A 22,292-nucleotide genomic window follows, 5' to 3' on the forward strand; every position below is an offset into this window, starting at 1 on the left:
CGACGGCGGACACTGTGACATTGGTTCACTCTCAAGCTCGCTCTCCGGCGTGCGTCCGTCCGCCCCTGCGGGTTCAGCGACGGCGGACACTGTGACATTGGTTCACTCGCAAGCTCGCTCACTCGACGCCCAGCAGCAGTAGATGGTCAGGTTGCCCGCCGTCGTGACAGACGCACTCGACCTCGGGTCGGCGGCGGTGCAGGTCCTCGGCCAGCTTCGCGGCTGTGCCCGGGGTCAGGCCGGTACCGGCGATCAACGTCACCAATTCCCCACCACCGCCGAGCAGCCGCTCGATGAGCTCGGCGCCGACCGCCTCCGGGTCGGTGCCGATCGCGACGACCTCGCCCTCGATCAGACCGAGCACGTCGCCGGCCCGGCACACCCCGACGCTGGTCATCGACTCCTGGTCGGCGATCAGCACCCCGGCGTGCCGGGTGGCGGTCGCGGCCGCGGTCATCGCGACGACGTCGTCGGTGAAGCGCCGGCCCCGGTCGTGCACGGCCAGCGCGGCCAGCGACTGCACGGAGGCGCCCGTCGGGATCACGGCGACCTCGATGCCGGCCGCCCGAGCCTGGACGGCGGCTGCCTCGCAGGCCGCCCGGCTGGCCTCCTCGTTGGGCAGCAGCACGACCTGGCCGGCCCGCGGGCGACGCATGGCCTCGAGCAGATCGGCCGTCGCCGGGACGGCACCCGGGGCGACGTCGACGGCGACCGCGCCGGCCTCGTCCAGCAGCTTGGCCAAGCCCGGGCCGCTGGCCAGCGCGACCACCGCCCGGCCGAGGTCGGCCCGGTTGGTCGCGGCCCGGTCGGCGGCGTCGGACAGGTTCGTGACCCGGATCCCGTGCGGGCGGCCGGACTGCATCGCCACGTCGAGGGCCGCGCCGCAGTCCTGGGTGTGGATGTGGACGTTCCACAGCGCCTCGCCGCCCACGACGACCAGCGAGTCGCCGCAGTTGGCCAGGTCGGCGCGCAGGCGGGCCGCCGCGCCCTGGTCACCGTCGAAGAGGAACACCAGCTCGTAGCCGGTCAGCCCGGCGGCGCACTGCTCCAACGGCAGTTCGGGCCGCGACAGGCGGGCCCGCGGCGCGAGCGACATCGGGGTGACGCCGCTGACCAGGCCGACGAGCACGTCGAGCAGCACGGTCACCCCACGGCCACCGGCGTCGACAACCCCGGCCTGGGCGAGCACCGGCAGCTGCAACGGGGTCAGCTCCAGCGCCCGGTGTGCGGCCAACGCGGCGCGTTCCAGGGCGGCGGCGGCGTCCTCGCCCACCGCGGCGCCCGCGGCGGAGTGGGCGACGGTGAGCATCGTGCCCTCGGCGGGCCGGTCGACGGCCGTGTAGGCCAGCTCGGTGGCCCGGGACAACGCCAGGCCCACCAGTTCCCCTGCCTGCGCGGGGGTCATCACCTCCGGGGCCGCGGCGACGACCGCGCAGGCCCCACGCAGCATCTGGCTGAGGATCACCCCGGAGTTGCCCCAGGCGCCGACCATCGAGGACCGGGTCACCTCGGCCAGGCAGCGCGCCAGGTCCGCGTCGGCGGGCAGGGCGGCCAGCGCCTGATGCGCCGCCTCGACGGTCAGGTACAGGTTGGTCCCGGTGTCGGCGTCGGCGACCGGGAACACGTTCAGCGAGTCGATCTCCTCGCGGGCCCGGCCGAGCGCGGCCAGCGCCTCCCGGACAGCACGACGTAGGTCCGCCGCCCGCACCGCCACCGTGCCGGCGCGCGCTCCGGAGCCGACCTGGCCAGCCCCTTCGTTCGCCACGATTGCACCCTAATCGTCGGCACCGACCGCCACGCCGTCGCGGCACGCGCGCCCGATTGGCTCGGCGGCATCGCCGTCGGTTATTCTCTGCGGTCGGTCCGTATTGGGTGATCAACGTTCAGGAGTGTGTCCGGTGGCTGCCAACTGCGACGTCTGCGGCAAGGGGCCGGGCTTCGGCAACAGCATCTCCCACTCCCACCGGCGGACTCGTCGGCGCTGGAACCCGAACATCCAGACCGTGCACGCGGTCGTCAGCGGCACCCGCCGCCGGCTGAACGCCTGCACCACCTGCATCAAGTCGGGCAAGGTCACCCGCTAGTCGGGCGACCCGCCCGGCATCCGCCAGGCGTGGTCCAGCGGGCCGGCTCCGGCCCCCGCCGCGAATCCCCCTCGGATCGCACCGAGCACGTAGTCCTTCGCGCGCCGTACCGCCTCGGGAACCGTGCGGCCGTGGGCCAGTTCGGTCGCGATCGCCGACGCCAGCGTGCAGCCGGTGCCGTGGGTGTGCGGGGTGTCGACCCGCGGCGCCCGCAGGAACGTCCGGACCTCGCCGTCGGTGAGCAGGTCGACCGCGTCGCCGGGTAGGTGTCCGCCCTTGAGCAGCACCCACTGCGGGCCGGATGCCAGCACGGCGGCGGCCACCCTGGGCAGGTCCGACTCGGACTCGACGCTCTGGCCGGTCAACGCGGCAGCCTCCGCGAGGTTCGGCGTCACCACCGTGGCCAACGGCAGCAGGTGCTCCCGCAGCGCGATCTGCAGGCCGGCCGCGGCCAACGGGTGCGCCGTGCTCGCCGCCAGCACCGGGTCGACCACGATCGGCACCCCGGCGGCGTGCAACGGCTCCAGCAGTCGGGCGACCGCCTCTACGGTCTCGACCTCGCCGAGCATCCCGGTCTTCACCACGTCCACGCCGATGTCCGCGACGACCGCGACGAACTGATCTCGCACGACCGCGCTCGGCACCGGCCACCAACCGGTCACGCCCATCGAGTTCTGCACGGTGACGGCCGTGAGGACACTCATCCCGTGGCCACCCAGCGCCAGCACGGTCTTCAAGTCGGCCTGGATGCCGGCGCCGCCGGACGGGTCGGACCCGGCGATGGTCAGCACCCTGGGCGGCGTCACGGACCGTCCGCGAAGTGGTCCCACCCGGCCGGTCCGGCGCCGTGCCGACCGTCGACGGTTACCACCGGCGGGCCCGTCTCGACGAAGCCGACCACGCGCCACCGGACCGGCAGGTCCAGGCCGGCCGGGAACGTGGCGACCAGGGCGTGGTCCTCCCCACCGGTGAGCACCCACGCCATCGGGTCGACGCCCAGCAGTTCCCCGGCCGCCAGCAAGCGCGGCTCGGGCGGCAACAACTCGCTGCGCAGTTCGACGCCGCAGCGGCTGCCCTCAGCGATGTGGCCGAGGTCGGCGAGCAGACCGTCGCTGACGTCGATCAGCGCGGTCGCACCGAGGATCGCGGCCTCCGGCCCTGCTGCGTAGGGCGGTCGCGGCCGGTGGTGCCCGGCGAGCAGATCGGGCCAGTCGGCGCCGACACCGCGCTCCTGGACGGCCAAACCGGCCGCGGACACGCCCAAGGTGCCGCAGATTGCGACCACGTCGCCGGGCCGGGCGCCGGTCCTGGTGACCGGTGGGCGACCCTGCAGATCACCCAGAACGGTGACGGTGATGACCACCTGATCCGCCGATGTCAGGTCGCCGCCGACCAACGCGGCGCCCGCCACGGCACACTCGGCCGCGATCCCCCGGCTCAGGTCCAGTACCCAGTCCACGGCGGTCTGCGCGGGCAGGGACAGGGCGGCGAGCACCCCGGTCGGGACGGCGCCCATCGCGGCGACATCGGCGATCGCGACCGCGGCAGACTTGTGGCCGAGGTCCACGGCGCTGATCCGGTCGAGGCGGAAATGCCGGTCCTGGACGAGGGTGTCGGTCGAGGCGACCACCCGCGTGTCGGGGGCGAGGACCACAGCCGCGTCGTCGCCCGGGCCGAGCAGTACGGCGGGGCCGCCGGCCAGGCCAGTCGTCAACGCCTCGAGCAGCCCGAACTCCCCCACCGCGGCGAGGTTGCGACCGTGCTGGGCTGACACGCTGCCTCCCCTGTGGCACCGAGTTGCGCTGGACCTGCGAAACTACCGAGCGCCCCGAACCCGCTACCACCCGGAGGACGCGATGACGGTCCAGGCATACATCCTCATCCAGACCGAGGTGGGCAAGGCCGCGGTCGTGGCCCAGCACATCCAGGACATCGCCGGGGTGACCATGGCCGAGGACGTGACCGGTCCGTACGACGTGATCGTGCGCGCCGAGGCCGCATCGGTCGACGAACTCGGCAAGTTGGTGGTCGCGCGGGTCCAGTCCGTCGAAGGCATCACGCGGACGCTGACCTGCCCGGTCGTCCACCTCTGAAAGGCAGTGCCGGCCTCCTGGCGGTCCTGACGACCCTCACCGCGTGCGGCGGCGGCGGTCCGGGGACCGTCCTGGTCGATGCGCCGCGGTTGCGCGGCTCCGGGAACCAGCCGAATCCGTCAGTTGCGGTCTGCGCGAAGCTCGCCGCGGCACTGCCGCAGAAGGTCGACGACCTGCACCGCCGTCGGACGGTTCCCGACGTGTCGACCGTCGCGGCCTGGGGCAACGAGCCGCCGGTGGTGCTGCGGTGCGGTGTCGCCCAACCTCCCGGGCTCACCGCGACCTCGACGCTGAGCACCGTGAACGGCGTCGACTGGTACACCGAGGAGCAGCCCACGCAGCGGGTCTGGACCACGTTCGCGCGGGCGGCCAACGTCGAGGTGGCGATCCCGAACGCGCACAATCCCGGGGTCGGCCCGGTGGTGGACCTGGCGAACGCGATCAAGGCGAACGACCCGACCGTGCCGCCGCCGCAACTGACGGTCAGTCAGTCTCCGACGCCGATGTCGATGCCGATGCCGTCACCGTAGGCCGGGGCGGCGCGCCAGCGCGGTGCGCAGCAAACGGTCGACCAGCGTCGGATAGTCGACACCGGTCTTCGCCCACATCGTCGGGAACATCGAGACGGACGTGAACCCCGGCATCGTGTTGACCTCGTTGATGACGATGTTCGTGCCGTCGACGAAGAAGTCGACCCGGGCCAGGCCTTCGCAACTCAGCGCCTCGAATGCGAGCACCGAAAGGCGCCGCACCGCGTCGGCGACCGCCGCCGGCAGCTCCGCCGGGACGGTCAGCTCGGTGGAGTTCTCGAGGTATTTGGCCTCGAAGTCGTAGAACTCGCGGCCACCGGTGACCCGGATCTCCGCGGGCACGCTGGCCTCGGGCGTCGTCGGGATGCCGTCGGCGGCGGGGAATCCTTCCAGCACGCCACACTCGATCTCGCGGCCCGGCAGCGCTGCCTCGACGATGACCTTGGGGTCCCACTCCTGCGCCAGGGCCATGGCTGCCGCGAAGTCCTCGGGGCCGTTCACCTTGCTGATCCCGACGCTGGATCCGCCGCGGGCGGGCTTCACGAACACCGGCCAGCCCAGCGCGGCCACCTGCGCCCGCACCGCGTCGGCCGCGGCGGCCCACCGGCGCGGCATGACCACCACGTGCGGCCCGACCGGCAGCCCGGCGCCGGCCAGGGCGACCTTCATGTAGACCTTGTCCATCGAGACCGCGCTGGCCAGTACACCGGAGCCGACGTAGGGGATGTCGGCCAGTTCGAGCAGGCCCTGGATCGTCCCGTCCTCGCCGTACGGACCGTGCAGCACCGGGAAGACCACGTCGAGCTTGCCGAGCACGCCCGTGGGGGCGCCGTTCTCGGTGACCGTCAGGGCGTGCGCCGTCGGGTCGCCGGCCAGCACGACCGGGTAGCCCTCGTCGACCTGCGGCAGCTTGCCCTCGACGATCTCCAGTCGCGCCGGGTCGTCGGGCACGAGCATCCAGCGGCCTGCCGGGGAAATGCCGATCGGCACCACGTCGTACACGTCGCGATCGATTGCCCGCAGCACGCTGGCGGCGGAGACACAGGAGATGGAGTGCTCGGAGGACCGGCCGCCGAACACGACGGCGACCCTCGGCTTGGGCCGGTTCTCGGACATCGGGATCGACAGTAGTCCCTAGCAGGCCGCATCAGCGGGCGTTTGACCGCACACCGCGGCCAGGAATCAGCTGAGATTCCCCTTCAGCCCGGCCATGGCGTCCAACTCGGGCAGGACCACCTCGGCCGGTGCCGAGGAGGCGAAGAAGATGCAGCGTTCGACGCCGAGTTCGGCGCACTCGGCGATCAGTTGAGCCTTGGGCGGCGCGCCGAACAGCGACACCGGAACCGACGGACGACCCCGCTCGGCGGCCAACTTCTGCAGTTCGGCGAACCGGGTGGCGAAGGCACCGGGTGCGAACCGGCTGAGCGGCATCCAGCCGTCGCCGTACTCCAGCACGCGTTCGAAGGTGCCGGCTCCGTCGCCGCCGATCAGGACCGGCGGGACCCGGCTCGGTTTGGGCCAGGACCACATCGGGGCGAAGTCGACGTACTCGCCGTGGAACTCCGCCTCGTCCTGCGTCCAGATTGCTTTGCAGGCCAGCACTCGCTCGCGCAGAATCTTCCAGCGCTTGCTCGGATCGGTGCCGTGGTCGGCCATCTCCTCCCGGTTCCAGCCGCCACCGACACCGAGCAGCACGCGTCCGCCGGAGATCTGGTCGAGAGTGGCAACCTCCTTGGCCAGCTGGATCGGGTCGCGTTGCATGACCAGGCACACCCCGGTGCCCAACTGGATCCGCGAGGTGACCGCAGCCGCCGCGCCGAGTGCGGTGAACAGGTCCAGGGAACGCTTGTAGTACCGGGGCAGTTCCGGCCCGCCGGGCCACGGGCAGTGCTCGACCGGGATGTGGGAGTGCTCCGGGAGGAACAAGGACTCGAAGCCACGTTCCTCGACGGCCCGGGCCAGTTCCACGATGCCCATGGACTCGTCGGTGACGAACATGATGATCCCGAACTTCACGACCCGGCCTCCCAAGACCCGACTGTCACTGCTCGTCGCGCTCCGGCTTCGCCGAACGCGACATCAACATACGGAGCACCTGCGCGGGCGGCATCCCGTCGCGCACCGCAGCGGCGACCGCCGCCACGATCGGCATGTCCACCCCGTTCCGGCAGGCCAGATCGCCGATCGCCTCGCAGGACTTCACACCCTCCACGGCCTGCCCGGTGCCGGAGACCAGCTCCGCCAGCGCGACACCGGAACCCAGCTGTTCCCCGAACCGACGGTTGCGCGACAACGGCGACTGGCAGGTGGCCACCAGATCCCCCATCCCGGCCAGCCCGACGAACGTCAACGGGTCGGCGCCCAGCGCCACCCCGAGCCGGGCGGTCTCCGCCATCCCCCGGGTCATCAGGGCCGCCTTGGCGTTGTCGCCCAGCCGCATGCCGTGGGCCATTCCCACCGCAAGTGCGATGACGTTCTTCATCGCGCCGCCCAGTTCCGCGCCGACCACGTCGGAATGGATGTAGGGCCGGAACGCCTCGGTGTGACAAGCCTCCTGGATCCGCGCGGCAACCTCGATGCGTTCGCAGGCGACGACGGTGGCGGCCGGCTGCCGAGCTGCGACCTCGTCGGCCAGGTTCGGTCCGGTCAGCACCGCGATCCGGTCCGTCCCCGCACCGGTGACCGCCGCGACGACCTCGCTCATCCGCAGCGTCGTCGACAGTTCCACACCCTTGGCGAGGCTGACCAGGACGCAGTCCGGCGCGAGCGACGAGGCCCAGGTGGTCAGGTGCTCACGCAGTCGCTGCGAGGGAACCGCCAGGAACACCAGTTCCGCGCCGACCAACGCCTGCGCCGCACTCGCGGTCGGCAGGATCGCGTCGGGCAGGTCCGCATCGGGCAATCGGTCGACGTTGCGTCGCTTGTCGGCCATCGCCTGGGCCAGTTCCGGACGCCTGGCCCACAACCGCACCTCGTTTCCGGCATCGGCCAGCACGAGCGCGAAAGCCGTCCCCCAGGCGCCGGCTCCCATCACCGCGGTCACGGTCATGACCGCGGGCCCGACGGATCTGCTGTGGGCTGCGCCGCCGGGTCGCCGTACTCCTTGACGCCGGCTGCCCGCGGGTCGAAGCGGATCGCGGGCGCCCGCTCGGCCCGGATCGTCTCGAGTTCCGCGGTGATTGCGGCCATGATCCGCTCGGTGGCGACGTCGAGCACCTCCGCACTCGGGGCCGCACCACGCAGGTCCGAGAGGTCGACCGGGGCGCCCGCGCGGGCGAAGACGGTCACCCGCGGCCACAGCACCGGCTTCTTCGCATACGGCGGCAGCAAGCGCTGCGCGCCCCACTGTGCGACCGGGATCACCGGTGCCCCGGTGGCCAGAGCGATTCGGGCCGCGCCGGTCTTGCCGACCATCGGCCACATCCCGGGGTCACGGGTGATCGTCGCCTCGGGATAGACGATCAAGCACGCTCCGGCCTCCACCGCGGCGATGGCGGCCGAAACTGAGGAATTGGCGTCGTCGGAACCGCGCCGGACCGGAATCATGTCGGTCCCGATGAACACCCGGCCGAGCCAACGGTGTTCGAACAACTCCGACTTGGCCAGGAATCGCGGAACCCGGCCGGCGGAACGCACGAAATATCCGAAGCTGATCGGGTCGATCTTCGAGATGTGATTGGCCACGACGATCACGCCACCTGCAGCCGGAATCTGCTCGGCCCCGCGCCAACGGTGCTTCAGCACGACCCGAAGCAACGGGATGAGGATCACCTCGGCGGTTCGGAACCACGGCCGCTTGTGATCGACACCCACCGGTGCTTCCTTTCCGCGCGCCCAGTCTTGGTCCCAGTTCCCAGCCTGACGGGTCAGCCTTTCACAGGCGATTGCGGTGAGTGGAGCACCGCAGCGAGCCTGCGAGCCGGCCAGTGGCAGGATCGGAGTCGACGATGAAGGAATCGCGCACGGATCAGGCCCGCGATTGGTGCCTGATCATCCCGGTGAAACGGCTCGAGATCGCGAAATCGCGCCTCGACGGGGATCTGGGCGCCCATCGGGCTGACTTCGCGTTGGCGTTCGCGCTCGACACTGTGGCGGCGGCGCTGCGAACCCGCGGTGTCACCGAGGTGATCGTGGTCACCGACGACCCCCGGGTGGGCCAGGCCGTGCGTGGCCTGGGAGCTCACGTGGTGCCGGATCGGCCCGCTGCGGGCTTGAATCCCGCGCTGAGCTGGGGTGCCCGGGTCGCCGAGCAAGGCCGTCCAGGGGCCCCCGTAGGGGCGTTGTCGGGCGACCTGCCCGCGTTGCGGCCCGCAGAACTGTCCGCGGTGCTGGGTTTCGCGGGTGAACCGGAGGCGGAAGGCCGACCGACTGTGGTCGCGGATGCCGCCGGTCGGGGAACCACGCTTTATCTGGCCGGGCCGGGAACGCCCTTCGCACCGGCCTTCGGCGCCGCCTCGTTGGCCGCCCATCTGCAGGCCGGCGCACGGGAGTTCGCGGGCGAGCGGATCCCCTCGGTGCGGCAGGACGTGGACACCATCGCGGACCTGCGGGCCGCCCGGGAGCTGGGGCTGGGTGCGCACACCGCGGAATTGGTCGAGCGCCTGCACGACCGTCAGATCGGCGCATAGGCAGGGTTCCGGACAGCGAAACAGCGCCGCGACTGGTAGTCGCGGCGCTGTCCCGTGGAACTGTGATGCCGAGCCGGGCGTAGTGCGTCAGGCCTTCTTGGCCGGAGCCTTCCGCGCCGCCGGCGCCTTCTTCGCTGCCGGAACAGCCTTGGCCGGAGCGGCCTTCTTGGCCGGAGCGGCCTTCTTCGCGGCCGGGGCCTTCTTCGCTGCCGGGGCCTTCTTCGCTGCCGGGGCCTTCTTGGCCGAAGCAGCCTTCTTGATCGCCGGGGCCTTCCGCGCTGCCGGAGCAGCCTTGGCCGGAACGGCCTTCTTGACCGCCGGGGCCTTCCGCGCTGCCGGAGCAGCCTTGGCCGGAGCGGCCTTCTTCGCCGCGGGGGCCTTCTTGGCCGCAGCAGCCTTGGCCGGAGCGGCCTTGGCAGCAACCTTGCGAGCGCCCGCAGCAGCGGCGGAAGTCGCCGCGGCGGCGGTCACCCGCGGGAGCTTCTTGGCCCCGCTGACCACGTCCTTGAAGCCGGTTCCGGCCTTGAACCGCGGCACCGAGGTCTTGCCGACGCGAACGCGGGCACCGGTGGCTGGGTTACGGGCCATGCGGGCCGGACGGTCGACCTTCTCGAAGACGCCGAAACCGGTGATGCCGACCTTCTCGCCCTTGGCCACTGTTCGGGTGATCGCGTCGACAACTGCGTCGAGAGCCGACGCCGCCGCCTTCTTGTTGCCCTCGAATCTGCTGGCCAGCTCGTCGATCAGCTGAGTCTTGTTCATCGCGTCCCTCCGACGCCGACTACGGGCGCACAAAAAGCCCGGCTCGGAGAGCAAGTTAGAGGCACAAGAGTGTTCAAGACAATCACCGGACACAAGAAGATTCGTTGTGTCGCAAGGAAATTGCCTTGGGCAGGGGCTCACCGGACCCGTCTTTGACGGGTTTCGATCGTGTTTCGAGCCTACTCGATCGGTGTCCGAATAGCCGGCAATCGCGGCCGATTTCCCTTGTGCGGAAAGGAAATCCGCCCCCGCGATCGGTCGGTCCGGATCACCGTCAGGTGCGCACCGGCAGGGTCCGCGGCAGGTACCCGGGGCGGTGCGCCTCGAACTTGTCGATGTCAGCCATGTGGCGCAGTGTCAGACCGATGTCGTCGAGTCCTTCCAGCAGTCGCCAGCGCGAGTAGTCGTCGATCTCGAAGCCCCAGGACAGTCCCCCGCAGCGGACCTGACGGTTCACCAGATCGACGGTGACCTCGGTCGTGGGGTCGGATTCGGCGGCCACCCAGAGGGTCTCGACGTCCTCCTGAGGTAGTTGGACCGTCAGAAGCCCGCCCTTCAAGGAGTTGCCACGGAAGATGTCGGCGAACCGGGGCGAGATCACGACCCGGAAGCCGAAGTCCTGCAGGGCCCAGACCGCGTGCTCCCGTGAGGATCCGGTGCCGAAATCGGAGCCGGCGACCAGAACCGTGGCGCCTTCGTGGGCCGGGGAGTTCAGCACGAACGCCGGGTCGTTGCGCCAGGCGGCGAAGAGCCCGTCCGCAAATCCGTGCCGGGTGATCCGCTTCAGGTAGACCGCGGGGATGATCTGGTCGGTGTCGACGTTGCTGCGCCGCAGCGGGACGATGCGGCCGGTGTGAGTCGTGAACGCGTCCATCTGGGTCTCCGGATCGTGCGTGTCGGAAGGGTCTTCGGGCGCTGCGGCGCCTACAGATCGGCCGGCCCGGCGAGGTGACCGGTGATCGCGGTCGCCGCGGCGACCAGTGGCGAGACCAGATGGGTGCGCCCGCCCTTGCCCTGTCTGCCCTCGAAATTCCGGTTGGAGGTCGAGGCGCTGCGCTCCCCCGGGGCCAACTGATCCGGGTTCATGCCCAGGCACATCGAGCAACCGGCGAAGCGCCATTCCGCGCCCGCGGTGATGAAGATGTCGTCGAGACCCTCGGCCTCGGCCTGCAGTCGGACCCTGGCCGAGCCGGGCACCACGAGCATCCGGACGCCCTCGGCGACCTTGTGGCCCTTGATTACGTCGGCCGCCGCGCGCAGGTCCTCGATGCGACCGTTCGTGCACGAGCCGAGGAAAACCGTGTCGACCCGGACGTCGCGCAGCGCCTGCCCGGCCTGCAGACCCATGTATTCCAGGGCCCGCTCGGCGGCGCTGCGCTCGTTCGGGTCGGAGATCGCCGCCGGATCCGGGACCTTCTCCCCGAGCGGGGCACCCTGCCCGGGGTTGGTGCCCCAGGTCACGAACGGGGTCAGTTCGGCGGCGTCGAAGCGGATCTCGGTGTCGAACTTCGCGTCGGCGTCGGTGTAGAGGTCGCTCCACCCGGCGACCGCGGCGTCCCAGTCCGCCCCGCTGGGCGCGTGCGGACGACCCTTCAGGTACTCGAAGGTGGTCTCGTCGGGCGCAACCAGACCGGCGCGGGCACCAGCCTCGATAGACATGTTGCAGACCGTCAGACGTCCTTCCATGGACAGGTTCCGGATCGCCTCGCCCCGGTACTCGATCACGTGGCCCTGACCGCCGCCGGTCCCGATTCGGGCGATCACCGCCAGGATGATGTCCTTCGAGGTGACTCCGGCGGGCAGTGTGCCGTCGACGGTGACGGCCATCGTACGGAACGGCCGCAGCGGCAGCGTCTGCGTTGCCAGGACGTGCTCGACCTCGCTGGTGCCGATCCCGAACGCCAACGCCCCGAAGGCACCGTGCGTGGAGGTGTGGCTGTCGCCGCAGACGATCGTCATGCCCGGTTGGGTGACACCCAATTGGGGGCCGACCACGTGCACGATGCCCTGCTCGGCATCGCCGAGGGAGTGCAGGCGGATGCCGAACTCGGCGCAGTTGGTGCGCAGCGCGTCGACCTGGGTCCGCGATACCGGGTCGGCGATCGGCTTGTCGATGTCCAGGGTCGGGACGTTGTGGTCCTCGGTCGCCAGAGTCAGATCCGGGCGGCGCACCTGGCGGCCCTCGGCGCGGAGCCCGTCGAATGCCTGCGGGCTGGTGACCTCATGAATGAGGTGCAGGTCGATGTAGAGCAGGTCCGGTTCGTTGTCCGCCCGCCGAACCAGGTGGGCGTCCCAGATCTTCTCCGCCAGTGTCCGACCCAACCGTGTGGAATCCATTTGGGCACTCCTTCCACGCCAACCTTGCTTCTCAAATAGTGAGACGGCAGTATCACTTCATGGACAATGATACCCGCTCCAGCGGAGTGGGAGTACTGGACAAGGCAGCCATCGTGCTGGGGGCGCTGGAATCCGGGCCGGCCACGTTGGCTGCGCTGGTGGCAGCGACAGGTCTGGCCCGCCCGACCGCGCACCGATTGGCGACGGCTCTGGAGCACCACCGGTTGGTGGCCCGCGACCTGCAGGGTCGGTTCGTGCTCGGACCCAGGTTGGCCGAGTTGGCCGCGGCCGCCGGCGAGGACCGCCTGCTCGCCGCGGCGGGACCGGTTCTGATCCACCTGCGCGACGTGACCGGAGAGAGCGCCCAGTTGTACCGGCGCTCGGGCGACCATCGGATCTGCGTGGCCGCGGCCGAACGCCTCTCCGGACTGCGGGACACCGTGCCGGTGGGTAGTTCGCTGCCGATGTCGGCAGGTTCGGCCGCGCAGATCCTGCTGGCCTGGGAGGACCCGGAGCGCATGCACCGCGGCCTGCAAGGCGCGGTGTTCCAGGCGGCGACGTTGGCCGCGGTCCGCCGACGCGGCTGGGCGCAGAGCGTCGGGGAACGGGAAGTAGGTGTGGCGTCGGTCTCGGCTCCGGTGCGGGGACCGGGCAATCGGGTGGTGGCCGCGGTCTCCGTGTCCGGCCCGATGGACCGCCTGTCGCGGCAACCCGGCCGCCTGCACGCGCCCGCGGTCACCGCTGCGGCGGACAAGCTTTCCGAGGCCCTGCGGCGGTTCAGCGGCCAGAAGGGCCCCGACACCGCCGACGGTGAACCGGTCGCCCGCAACCCCGAGGCCCGACCCAGGAGGCGTCCGTGACCGAGCCCAAGTCGTGGGCCCCGGAGACCGTCGCCGTGGTTGCCGGCCGGCCGGATCGAGCGCCGGACGCCCCGCTGAACCATCCACTGGTACTTGCGGCAACCTACGTCGCCGGCGGCGAACTCGAGTACGGCCGCTACGGAAACCCGACCTGGCAAGCCTTCGAGGCTGCACTGGGTGCCCTCGAGGGAGGCCATGGGCTGGCCTTCCCGTCCGGACTGGCCGCGTTGGGCTCGATCCTGGAGATCGTGCCGCCGAACGCAGTCGTGGTGGCACCGCGGCATGCCTACCTGGGCTCACTGGGTCAGCTGGCCCGCCGTGGGCAGCGCCATGATCTGACGGCCCGTCTGGTCGACGTCGCCGACACGGGCGCCACGGTCGAGGCGATCGCCGGTGCCGACCTGGTCCTGCTGGAGTCGCCGACCAACCCGGCCCTGGAGGTCGCCGAACTAGCGGTGCTCTGCGCCGCCGGCCGCGAGGCGGGCGCTCTCATAGTCGTCGACAACACGTTCGCGACGCCCTTCGGGCAACGTCCGCTGGAACTCGGCGCACACGTGGTCATGCACTCGGCGACGAAGTACATCGCCGGGCACAGCGACGCGATGCTCGGCGCCCTGGTGTGCGCCGAGGAGGAGACCTGGCAACAGTTGGAGAGCAACCGCCGGTTGGCCGGGGTCATCCCCGGGCCGCTGGAGTGCTGGCTCGCCCTGCGTGGTCTGCGCACCCTGCACTTACGGGTCGAACGGGCCGCGGCGAACGCCGCCGTGCTGGCCGGTCGGCTGGCCGAGCATCCGGCTTGCCGCGACGTGCGCTACCCCGGCCTGCCCACCGATCCGGGTCACGCGCGGGCGGCCGCGAACATGCGCAACTTCGGTTCGATGATCAGCATCGAGCTGGCCGACGCCGCGACCGCCGACGCCTTCTGCGCCGCCACTGCTCTCTGGGTGACCGCGACCAGCCTCGGCGGGGTCGAGTCGAGCATGGAGCGGCGGCGCCGTTGGCCCGGTGAGGCCCGCACGATTGCCGAAGGCCTGGTGCGGATGTCGGTCGGCGTCGAGGACGTCGAGGACCTCTGGGCCGACCTGGCCCAGGCGCTGGACTCGCTGCACTGAGGCAGATCGGACCCGACCCGAGCGCGCGTCGGCCCGGCCCGGCGCCCTACCGTGCTCGGGTGCAGCCCTCGCGCCCGAACGTCAGTGCCTGGTCCCGCCGGCACCCGTTCCGCGCGACCGTGCTGTTCGCCTGGTGGATCAGCATGCTGGTGCTCGCCCTGGTCCCGGGCAGTCCCCTCGCCTGGCTGTTCTGGGTCTTCCTGATCCTGACCGTCCTCGGAGTCCCGATGGCCGTCGCGGCGCTGCGGCGAGCCCGCAGCTCCCGGGCCGGCGGGTGAGTTCCGGAAGACCTGACGGCGGATCAGGCCGCGGCCGTGCGGCGCATCGCCGCGTACGCGCGCGGTTGGTAGCGGACCCGTTCGGGCAGCAACGGCCAGATGTGCCGCACGCCGAAGGCGATTGCGTCCAGCATCCGCTGGTCCCGAGCGGTCCACGGCAGCTCGAGGATCTCCCGAGCCCGCGGCGGGAGGAGGCCGGCGCCCAGCCACACGTTCAAGCGCATCGTCGGCCTGCGGATGACCTTCCAGAGCGGGCCGGGCACGTAGGGCGGGGCCGGGATCGCCTGGTCCACCGCGGTCATCGCCCACCGAGTGGTCGCGTTGTGTTCCAGTTCCTCGGCCAGCATGCGCTCGAAGTAGGCCTCGAACTCCGCCCAGGTCTCGACCACCGGTCGCATCGACAGCCCGTAGCGCTGCCACCAGGTGACGCTCTCGCGGACCAGTTGGTCCTTCTCCGTCTCGCTCAGCGGCGTCCCGAACACCTCGTTGACCGCGATGATCGACTCGACGAACGTGACGTGGGTCCACCAGAACACCTCGGGCGTCAACGCGGACCAGCGGCGCCCGTGTCCGTCGTCCGCGCCCTTGATGGAGCGGTGGAAGTCGCGCACCGCGGTGCCGGTGGCGTGCGGATCCACGTCGTAGATGACCCCGGCGATCGGCGGGAGCGACCGGAACAGCCGGTCCCACGGGTCGACGAAGAAGTTCGACATCTCCTGCAGCGCCGAGTTCACCGCCGGGTGCATGTTCTGCAGGGTGCCGGTGCGCCACAGCAGCAACAGCCCCAGTCGGTCACCGTGGTACTTCCAGGTCAGGGATCCCGGCCCGAGCGGTGCCCCGACGGCCTCGACGGATTGGGTCATCGCGCACTCTCCTTCCGCTGGGCGGCCAATGTGCCGGCCGCGATCTGTCGGACCTGACGGATCATGCGGTCCAGCGGGAACGTCTCGGGGTCGCGCAGGTGCAGGCGGACCAGCTCCTCTCCTGCCAGGTGGTGCAGGTGCGCGGTCAGCTCCGGGTCGCCCAGTTGCGCCGGAAGCCGCCCGGTGAGCAACTGCTGGACGTGCGCCCGCGCCAGCGCCCGGCCGGCCGCGATCCGTTCGTGCAACTCCGGTGGCCCACCTTCCGGCGGGTTCAGCAGGATCTGCCAGGACCGCGGCGCCAGCCCGACCGCGTGCACCATCGCCCGCAGCAAGGCCTCACTGACGTCGACCAGGTCCATCTGTTCGGGCATCGGGGCAAGCGCCTCGCCGAGCCCCTGCATCGCGATCGCGGTCTCCCGGTCCACGAGTGCGGAGACCATTCCCGCAAGGTCGCCGAACTGGCTGTAGAGCAGCGTCCGGGTGACTCCCGCCTCCCGCGCGACCCGCTCGATCGTGGCCGCATGAAACCCCTCGGCCACCGCAACCTCGAGGGTCACGTCGAGCAGCATGTCCCGCCGCCGCTCCGAACTCATCCGCCGCTGGATCACCGGAACCCCTAACTTACACTTCGTAACTCCAATTTACGATTCGTAAGTTAGTCCGTCAAGGGCTTCGCAACTGATGGCCCGTCAGAGCGACGTTGGCCGAGACGACACAGGCCGCCGCCACCGACTGGGCCCTCGGCATCGAGGCGCGGTGCCGCGGGTTGGTCGGCGTCGGTGAGGAGGCCGAGGTCCGCTACCTGCAGGCGATAGAGCCTCTCGGCCGCTCCCGGGTCCGCCTGGAGCTGGCGCGCTCCCACCTCGTCTACGGCGAGTGGCTCCGCCGAGCCGGCCGCCGCGTGGAGGCCCGCACGCAACTGCACACCGCCTACGAGATGCTCGCCGACATGGGCGCCCTGGGGTTCGCCGAACGTGCCCCCCGCGAGCTGCTGGCCACCGGCGAGAAAGTGCGCACCGTCGAGGCCTCGGTGCAGCTCGCCGCGCAGGAGGCGCAGATCGCCCGGCTCGCCGCGGAGGACCTGACGAACCCGGAGATCGGCGCCCAGCTGTTCATCAGCGCACGCACCGTCGAGTGGCACCTGCGCAACGTGTACCCGAAGCTCGGCGTCAGCTCCCGCAGGGAACTTCGGAACCTGCCACGGTTCCGCGAACAGTTGGATCCGCCCCAGCTTTCCCGGAGTAGTTGATCGTGAGGCGACCACACCCCCAACCCAGACCGGCGAGCGCAGCGAGCACGGGCGGGCGACCCAAACCGGTGGAGCCGGCGAGCGCAGCGAGCACGGGCGGGCGACCCAAACCGGTGGAGCCGGCGAGCGCAGCGAGCACGGGCGGGCGACCCAAACCGGTGGAGCCGGCGAGCGCAGCGAGCACGGCGAGGACGCCCCAACGAGGCCGGCGAGCGCCAGCGAGCACGGCCCAAGGGGGTGCGGGTGGCGAAGCCCCCGCTCGCGGCGACGAAGGAGCCGCAAGAAACGCGGAGGGCCCCCCGGCGAGGTCGCGAAGCGACCGAGCAGGGGGACCCAGGACACCGTAGCCCCGACGGGATTCGAACCCGCGCTACCGCCTTGAGAGGGCGGCGTGCTAGGCCACTACACAACGGGGCCATTCAGTAGAACCAATTGCTGACTACAACCAAATTGCGGTGGGGCGCTGGGGTACCAGGACTCGAACCTAGACTAGCTGAACCAGAATCAGCCGGGCTGCCAATTACCCCATACCCCAAAGGCACGGCGCTCGCCTGTGCTCGCGCCGACCGGAAATGATACCGGTCGGGGTCGGCGCACCCAAATTGCCTGGCCGTGGGGGTGTCGGCTCAGGCGGACAGTCCGGCCCGGAGGCGGGCGAGGGTCCGGTCGCGGCCGAGCAGCTCCATCGACTCGAACAACGGGGGCGAGACCTTCCGCCCGGTCAGGGCGATCCGGACGGCGCCGAAGGCGTTCTTCGGCTTGAGCCCGAGGCCATCGATCAGGGCCTCCCGCAACGCCGCCTCGATGGCCGCGGCCGTGAATTCCGGTAGCTGCTCGACGGCCTTGATCGTGGAGTCGAGCACCTGCCGGGACTCGTCGTTCCAGCCGGCGGCGGTGTCCGCGTCGATCGTCACCTCGTCGCGGAACAGGAAGCCGAGCATGCCGACCTCGCTCAGCCGGACCATCCGCTCCTGGACCAGCGGGGCCCCTCCGGTCAGCAGTCGCTGCTGCTCCGGGCTGAGCGGGTCGGCAACCAGGCCTTCCCGGCGCAGGAATGGCACGAGTCGGGCGGCGAAGTCGTCCGGCGTCAGGCGCCGGATCCAGGCGCTGTTGAGCGAGTCGAGCTTCTTGGGGTCGAAGCGGGCCGGGCTGCGGTTGACGCGCTCCAGGGTGAAGTTGGCAGCCATCTCGGCGAGGTCGAACTCCTCGCGGTCGCCGTCGCCGAGCGACCAGCCGAGCAGCGCCAGGTAGTTGCACATCGCCTCGGGCAGGTAGCCGTCGGTGCGGAACTGGCCGATGGTGACGGCACCGTGCCGCTTGGACAGCTTCGAGTTGTCCTGGCCCATCACGAACGGCAGGTGCGCGAAGGCCGGGATCTGCTCGTCGGTCAGGCCCATGGCGTGGTACACGGCGATCTGGCGGGGCGTCGAGGAGAGCAGGTCCTCACCGCGGACGACGTGGGTGATCTGCATCAGCACGTCGTCGACGGCGACCGCGAGCGTGTAGAGCGGGGAGCCGTCGGCGCGCATCAGCACGAAGTCCGGAACCAGATGGTTCTCGAAGGTCACCGCACCGCGAATGAGGTCGGTGAAGGTGGTCGTGCCTTCGGGCATACGGAAACGGATGACCGGCCTGCGACCCTCGGCCTCGTAGGCGGCGCGCTGAGCATCCGTCAGATTGCGGCTGTGGCCGTCGTAGCCGGGCGGCAACGCCGCGGCCTTCTGCCGCTGCGAGCGAGCCTCGGCCTCCTCCGGGCTCTCGTAGCACTTGTAGGCATGGCCGGAGTCGAGGAAGCGCTGCGACCACTCCTGGTAGAGGCCCAGCCGTTCGCTCTGCCGGTACGGCGCGTGCGGGCCGCCGACCTCGGGGCCCTCGTCCCAGTCCAGGCCTAGCCAGCGCATGGACTCGACCGCGGCGGCGATGTACTCGTCGGTCACCCGGGCGGCGTCGGTGTCCTCGATGCGGAACACGAAGGTCCCGCCGGTGTGCCGGGCGTAGGCCCAGTCGTAGAGGGCGGTGCGGACGTTGCCGATGTGCAGGTCCCCGCTCGGTGACGGCGCGAAGCGCACCCGGACCGTTGATTTCTCCATCTCGCCACTCCCCTGACGGCCCGTCACCGCCGCGCCTCTGGTGACCCTGTGCGGGTTCAATTCTGGCTGGCACTGTGACATCGGTTCACTCGCACGCTCGCTCACCGGGCCACGACCGGATTCGTCAACGTCCCGATGCCCTCGATGGTCACCGACACCTCGTCGCCGGGCAGCATCGGCCCGACGCCGGACGGGGTGCCGGTGAGGATCACGTCGCCGGGCATGAGGCTCATCACCGAGGTGATGTACGCGATCAACTGCGGGATCTTGTGCACCATCGCCGTGGTGCGTCCCGCCTGCTTGAGTTCACCGTTGAGTTCGGTGGTCAGCGCCACGTCGGACACGTCGAGGTCGGTGACGATCCACGGGCCCAGCGGGCAGAAGGAGTCGAAGCCCTTGGCCCGCGTCCACTGCGCGTCGCTGCGTTGCAGATCGCGCGCGGTCACGTCGTTGCCGACGGTGTAGCCGAAGATCACGTCGGCGGCCCGCTCGGCCGGGACGTCCCAGCACGGTCGACTGATGACGACCGCGAGTTCGCCCTCGTAGTGCACGTTGGTCGACTGCCGCGGGTACTTGATGGCGTCGCCGGGCGAGATCACCGAGGTGTTGGGCTTGAGGAACAGCAGCGGCTCGGCGGGCACCTCGTTGCCGAGTTCGGCGGCGTGGTCGGCGTAGTTGCGTCCGATCCCGATCACCTTGCTGCGCGGGATCACCGGGGTAAGCAGGCGGGCATCGGCCAGCGGGATCGCCATCCCGGTGGGTTGGATGCCGGCGATCAGCGGGTCGCCCTCGACCAGCGCCAACATCTCCTCGCCGGGATCGCCGTCGACGACGCCGAAGATCTGCTTGTCCTGGTAGGTGACTCTCGCGATGCGCACGGCCGCGAGGTTACCCAACAAACCACCGTAGGCTCGAAACGTGGCAGTGGTTCTGGAGGAAGCGACCTGGGCGGCACGCCAGGAAGCCCATCACGCCCGCGTCGACGACTGGATCACGCCGCACCTGGACCGCGGCCGACGAGGTGTCGCCCATCCGGTGCACGACTTCCTCTTCACCTATTACTCCCAGCGTCCCGCGCAGTTGCGACGCTGGCACCCCGGCGCCGGGATCACGTTGGCCGGCCAGGCGCCGCACCGCGACTGGCCGGGCTACCGCACCATCGCCGACGGCGTCTGCCTCGAGCCGCCGAATCCCGAACGGCTTGCGACCGTCAGCCACTGGATCGAACTGCTGCGGGCAACCGCGACCCGGCGGGCCCAGTTCGGCTGCTTCGGCCTGCACGAGTGGGCGATGCTCTACCGGACCGCGGAGATCCGGCACGCCTCCTGGCCACTGCGACTGCCCGAGGCGGAGATCGCGCAGATCGTCGAGGCGGCGCCGATGCGCTGCACACACTACGACGCGTTCCGGTTCTTCACTCCCCCCGCTCGCCCGCTCAACCAGACGCAGCTCTCCCGGGCGGCGATGGCCGAGCACGAGCAGGGTGGCTGCCTGCACACGAACATGGACCTTTACAAGGTCGCCTACAAACTCACGCCGTTCGTGCCCTCGGAACTCGTTGCTGACTGCTTCGAGCTCGCCCGGGAGATCCGCGAGCTCGACATGCAGGCCAGCCCCTACGACCTGTCCGCGTTGGGCTATGCGGCCGTGGCGATCGAGACCCCTGCGGGCCGCACCGAGTACGTGACCGCTCAGCAACGGTTCGCGGATTCCGCCGCGCTACTGCGGGGCCGCCTGCTCCGGGTTCTGGAGCCGTTGGTCGAACAGGTTCAGCCGACCTGCCGCTGAACCTCCGTTCAGTTCGCCTGCGGCAACTTCTTCGTGCCTCGTTTGGCCTGGGCCGCCGACGGAGGCGGGACCATCGGGCCGATGTCGCCGTCCGGCGCGGTGTCCAGGTCGACGATCACCGGTGCGTGGTCGGACGGACCGGTTCCCTTGCGCGCCTGACGGTCGACCCAGGCAGCGGCGACCCGGTCGGCAATGGGTTGGCCCGCCAGGATCAGGTCGATCCGCATGCCGAGGTTCTGGTGGAACATCCCGGCGCGGTAGTCCCAGTAGCTGTACACACGTTCGGTCGGCCAGCGATCGCGGACGACGTCGCGCAGGCCCAGCCCGGCGATCTCAGCGAGTGCGGCCCGTTCCGGTTCGGTGACGTGGGTCTGGCCGACATAGGCGGCCGGGTCGAACACGTCGGCGTCGGCCGGCGCGATGTTCACGTCGCCGCAGACCACCGACTGCGCCGGCCCGTTCGCCTCCACGCGGTCCCTCAGCGCGGCCAGCCATTGCAGCTTGTACTTGTAGTGGTCGCTGTCCGGCTCGCGACCGTTCGGGACGTAGACCGACGTGACCCGCAGCCCCGCGCAGGTCGCCGAGATCGCGCGGGCCTCCTCGTGCGGGAAGCCGGGCGCACCGGGCAGTCCGCGCTCGACGTCGGCCAAGCCGACCTTCGACAGCAGCGCGACGCCGTTCCACCGCGCCTCGCCGAACATCGCGAACTCGTATCCGCGGGCGCGCAATTCCCCGGCCGTCAGGGCTTCGAAGCCGATGTCGTCGAGCTTGGTCTCCTGCAGGCATAAGACGTCGGGCAGGCGCTGGTCCAGCCAAGGCAGGAACCGCGGCATGCGTTGCTTGATGGAGTTGACGTTCCAGGTGGCGATGCGCACGATGGCCACGTTACCCACGCCAGTGCGCCGCGGTTCAGCGCAGGTGCAGGGCGGTCTGGACTTCCCAGTGCCTGTTGCGTCTGGGTTTTCGCTGCGAGTCGATCCAGGGTGGTGGGATCAGTTCTGGTCTTCCGTCGGATCCCATCACGATCTGCCAGCCCTGCTGGTGAATCGTGTCGTGATGTCGACCGCATGCGAGCGCGAGGTTGATCAGGTCGGTCGGTCCGCCTTCTGACCAATGCCACAGATGATGGGCCTCGCACATGTGCGCCGGCCGTATGCAGTCCGTGAACACGCAGCCCTTGTCGCGGGCGATCAGTGCCAGCCACTGCTGGGGGCTGACGGTGCGGCGGGTGCGGCCCATGCTCAGCGGGACACCGTTGGTGTCCAGGCGGATCGCGGTCAGGTCCGCGTCGCAGGAGATCCGCTTGACCGCGGCGTTGGACAGGTGCTCCCCGGATGCGGTGATGCCCAGCCCGCGGTCGGACCTCAGGGCCGGTTCGGTGATGGTGATGATCAGGTGCGGGCGGGCACCGCGGGAGATGGGCAGCTCGCCGTGGCGCAGGGTCATCGCGACCAGGTCGACCAGACCATCAGCGCGGCGCAGCGCCGGGGAGCGGGTGTCCTTGGCGCCGTCCTCGGCCGGTCGCGGAGCCGACAGGGGCTCCAAGGCGGCCTGCAGCAGGGCCATGTTCTCCTCGGTCTCGACCCAGCGCAGGGTCTGGGTCCCGTCCCCGTTGGGG

General features: G+C 70.5%; 25 protein-coding genes and 2 tRNA genes. 9 read left to right on the forward strand and 18 right to left on the reverse strand.

Annotated features, from left to right (window positions below; all coding sequences use genetic code 11):
- Window positions 1-118: 118 nt before the first annotated feature.
- On the reverse strand, window positions 119-1,765 hold the full coding sequence (locus VHU88_24425; GenBank protein HEX3614858.1) for a DAK2 domain-containing protein: 1,647 nt from the start codon (window positions 1,763-1,765) through the stop codon (window positions 119-121).
- A gap of 133 nt (window positions 1,766-1,898) precedes the next feature.
- Here VHU88_24425 and rpmB point away from each other — a divergent pair, with 133 nt between their 5' ends.
- On the forward strand, window positions 1,899-2,084 hold the full coding sequence (rpmB, locus tag VHU88_24430; GenBank protein ID HEX3614859.1) for a 50S ribosomal protein L28: 186 nt from the start codon (window positions 1,899-1,901) through the stop codon (window positions 2,082-2,084).
- Here the strand turns inward: rpmB and thiD are convergent.
- Window positions 2,081-2,890, reverse strand: a complete 810-nt coding sequence (thiD, locus tag VHU88_24435) for a bifunctional hydroxymethylpyrimidine kinase/phosphomethylpyrimidine kinase (GenBank protein HEX3614860.1) — start codon at window positions 2,888-2,890, stop codon at window positions 2,081-2,083. The genes rpmB and thiD overlap by 4 nt on opposite strands.
- Window positions 2,887-3,858, reverse strand: coding sequence for a thiamine-phosphate kinase (locus VHU88_24440; GenBank protein HEX3614861.1), 972 nt, complete (start codon window positions 3,856-3,858; stop codon window positions 2,887-2,889). Before VHU88_24440 ends, thiD begins: the two co-directional genes overlap by 4 nt.
- An 82-nt stretch (window positions 3,859-3,940) precedes the next feature.
- On the opposite strand from VHU88_24440, the gene VHU88_24445 reads away from it, so the two are divergent.
- Both VHU88_24445 and VHU88_24450 read left to right on the forward strand, forming a co-directional pair.
- Window positions 3,941-4,177, forward strand: coding sequence for an Lrp/AsnC ligand binding domain-containing protein (locus tag VHU88_24445; GenBank protein ID HEX3614862.1), 237 nt, complete (start codon window positions 3,941-3,943; stop codon window positions 4,175-4,177).
- Between the two features lie 89 nt (window positions 4,178-4,266).
- Window positions 4,267-4,707 (forward strand): DUF3515 domain-containing protein, encoded by a 441-nt coding sequence (locus VHU88_24450; GenBank protein ID HEX3614863.1) that lies wholly within the window; start codon window positions 4,267-4,269, stop codon window positions 4,705-4,707.
- Here the strand turns inward: VHU88_24450 and VHU88_24455 are convergent.
- The 4 genes from VHU88_24455 to VHU88_24470 all read right to left on the reverse strand — a co-directional run bounded on the left by VHU88_24455 (window position 4,699) and on the right by VHU88_24470 (window position 8,520).
- Window positions 4,699-5,823 (reverse strand): D-alanine--D-alanine ligase family protein, encoded by a 1,125-nt coding sequence (locus tag VHU88_24455; GenBank protein HEX3614864.1) that lies wholly within the window; start codon window positions 5,821-5,823, stop codon window positions 4,699-4,701. The two genes, VHU88_24450 and VHU88_24455, sit on opposite strands and share 9 nt — an antisense overlap.
- A gap of 66 nt (window positions 5,824-5,889) precedes the next feature.
- A complete protein-coding gene (locus VHU88_24460) occupies window positions 5,890-6,723 on the reverse strand; it encodes an LLM class F420-dependent oxidoreductase (protein ID HEX3614865.1) in 834 nt (277 codons plus the stop codon).
- Window positions 6,724-6,748: 25 nt separating this feature from the next.
- A complete protein-coding gene (locus VHU88_24465; GenBank protein ID HEX3614866.1) occupies window positions 6,749-7,756 on the reverse strand; it encodes an NAD(P)H-dependent glycerol-3-phosphate dehydrogenase in 1,008 nt (335 codons plus the stop codon).
- Window positions 7,753-8,520, reverse strand: a complete 768-nt coding sequence (locus VHU88_24470; GenBank protein ID HEX3614867.1) for a lysophospholipid acyltransferase family protein — start codon at window positions 8,518-8,520, stop codon at window positions 7,753-7,755. The genes VHU88_24465 and VHU88_24470 overlap by 4 nt, the downstream gene beginning before the upstream one ends.
- Before the next feature lie 134 nt (window positions 8,521-8,654).
- On the opposite strand from VHU88_24470, the gene cofC reads away from it, so the two are divergent.
- The gene (cofC, locus tag VHU88_24475; GenBank protein ID HEX3614868.1) at window positions 8,655-9,335 is read left to right on the forward strand and encodes a 2-phospho-L-lactate guanylyltransferase; all 681 of its coding nucleotides are present in this window, start codon (window positions 8,655-8,657) and stop codon (window positions 9,333-9,335) included.
- Between the two features lie 87 nt (window positions 9,336-9,422).
- Here the strand turns inward: cofC and VHU88_24480 are convergent, their stop codons facing one another.
- From VHU88_24480 to leuC, 3 genes are all read right to left on the reverse strand, one after another.
- Window positions 9,423-10,097: an HU family DNA-binding protein gene (locus VHU88_24480; protein HEX3614869.1), complete on the reverse strand. Its 675-nt coding sequence runs from the start codon at window positions 10,095-10,097 to the stop codon at window positions 9,423-9,425.
- Between the two features lie 274 nt (window positions 10,098-10,371).
- The gene (gene leuD, locus VHU88_24485; GenBank protein ID HEX3614870.1) at window positions 10,372-10,971 is read right to left on the reverse strand and encodes a 3-isopropylmalate dehydratase small subunit; all 600 of its coding nucleotides are present in this window, start codon (window positions 10,969-10,971) and stop codon (window positions 10,372-10,374) included.
- Between the two features lie 50 nt (window positions 10,972-11,021).
- Window positions 11,022-12,434: a 3-isopropylmalate dehydratase large subunit gene (gene leuC / locus VHU88_24490; protein HEX3614871.1), complete on the reverse strand. Its 1,413-nt coding sequence runs from the start codon at window positions 12,432-12,434 to the stop codon at window positions 11,022-11,024.
- 59 nt (window positions 12,435-12,493) lie between these two features.
- On the opposite strand from leuC, the gene VHU88_24495 reads away from it, so the two are divergent.
- From VHU88_24495 to VHU88_24505, 3 genes are read left to right on the forward strand one after another with little or no spacing between them, the layout of a single operon-like run.
- On the forward strand, window positions 12,494-13,294 hold the full coding sequence (locus VHU88_24495) for an IclR family transcriptional regulator (protein ID HEX3614872.1): 801 nt from the start codon (window positions 12,494-12,496) through the stop codon (window positions 13,292-13,294).
- Entirely contained in the window at window positions 13,291-14,406 is a 1,116-nt protein-coding gene (locus tag VHU88_24500; protein HEX3614873.1) for a PLP-dependent transferase, read from the forward strand. Before VHU88_24495 ends, VHU88_24500 begins: the two co-directional genes overlap by 4 nt.
- A 59-nt stretch (window positions 14,407-14,465) precedes the next feature.
- The gene (locus VHU88_24505; protein ID HEX3614874.1) at window positions 14,466-14,684 is read left to right on the forward strand and encodes a hypothetical protein; all 219 of its coding nucleotides are present in this window, start codon (window positions 14,466-14,468) and stop codon (window positions 14,682-14,684) included.
- Between the two features lie 23 nt (window positions 14,685-14,707).
- On the opposite strand, the gene VHU88_24510 is transcribed toward VHU88_24505, so the two are convergent.
- Entirely contained in the window at window positions 14,708-15,547 is an 840-nt protein-coding gene (locus VHU88_24510; protein HEX3614875.1) for an oxygenase MpaB family protein, read from the reverse strand.
- Entirely contained in the window at window positions 15,544-16,140 is a 597-nt protein-coding gene (locus tag VHU88_24515; GenBank protein HEX3614876.1) for a helix-turn-helix domain-containing protein, read from the reverse strand. Before VHU88_24515 ends, VHU88_24510 begins: the two co-directional genes overlap by 4 nt.
- A 107-nt stretch (window positions 16,141-16,247) precedes the next feature.
- On the opposite strand from VHU88_24515, the gene VHU88_24520 reads away from it, so the two are divergent.
- Window positions 16,248-16,796 carry a LuxR C-terminal-related transcriptional regulator gene (locus VHU88_24520; protein HEX3614877.1) on the forward strand — a complete coding sequence of 183 codons (549 nt, stop codon included), beginning with the start codon at window positions 16,248-16,250 and terminating at the stop codon, window positions 16,794-16,796.
- 344 nt (window positions 16,797-17,140) lie between these two features.
- Here the strand turns inward: VHU88_24520 and VHU88_24525 are convergent.
- The 4 genes from VHU88_24525 to VHU88_24540 form a co-directional block, all read right to left on the reverse strand.
- Window positions 17,141-17,213, reverse strand: a tRNA-Glu gene (locus tag VHU88_24525).
- A 46-nt stretch (window positions 17,214-17,259) separates the two neighbouring features.
- Window positions 17,260-17,331, reverse strand: a tRNA-Gln gene (locus VHU88_24530).
- Between the two features lie 91 nt (window positions 17,332-17,422).
- Window positions 17,423-18,886, reverse strand: a complete 1,464-nt coding sequence (gltX, locus tag VHU88_24535) for a glutamate--tRNA ligase (GenBank protein ID HEX3614878.1) — start codon at window positions 18,884-18,886, stop codon at window positions 17,423-17,425.
- A gap of 101 nt (window positions 18,887-18,987) precedes the next feature.
- A complete protein-coding gene (locus VHU88_24540; GenBank protein HEX3614879.1) occupies window positions 18,988-19,764 on the reverse strand; it encodes a fumarylacetoacetate hydrolase family protein in 777 nt (258 codons plus the stop codon).
- 40 nt (window positions 19,765-19,804) lie between these two features.
- Between VHU88_24540 and VHU88_24545 the strand changes: the two genes are divergently transcribed.
- Window positions 19,805-20,674: a 3-methyladenine DNA glycosylase gene (locus VHU88_24545; GenBank protein HEX3614880.1), complete on the forward strand. Its 870-nt coding sequence runs from the start codon at window positions 19,805-19,807 to the stop codon at window positions 20,672-20,674.
- 8 nt (window positions 20,675-20,682) lie between these two features.
- Here the strand turns inward: VHU88_24545 and VHU88_24550 are convergent, their stop codons facing one another.
- Both VHU88_24550 and VHU88_24555 read right to left on the reverse strand, forming a co-directional pair.
- Window positions 20,683-21,549 (reverse strand): exodeoxyribonuclease III, encoded by an 867-nt coding sequence (locus VHU88_24550; GenBank protein ID HEX3614881.1) that lies wholly within the window; start codon window positions 21,547-21,549, stop codon window positions 20,683-20,685.
- 34 nt (window positions 21,550-21,583) lie between these two features.
- A partial coding sequence (locus VHU88_24555; GenBank protein HEX3614882.1) for a DUF222 domain-containing protein occupies window positions 21,584-22,292 on the reverse strand: 709 nt, incomplete at its 5' end.

It is taken from the genome of Sporichthyaceae bacterium (genome assembly GCA_036269075.1).
Classification (GTDB): Bacteria; Actinomycetota; Actinomycetes; order Sporichthyales; family Sporichthyaceae; genus DASQPJ01.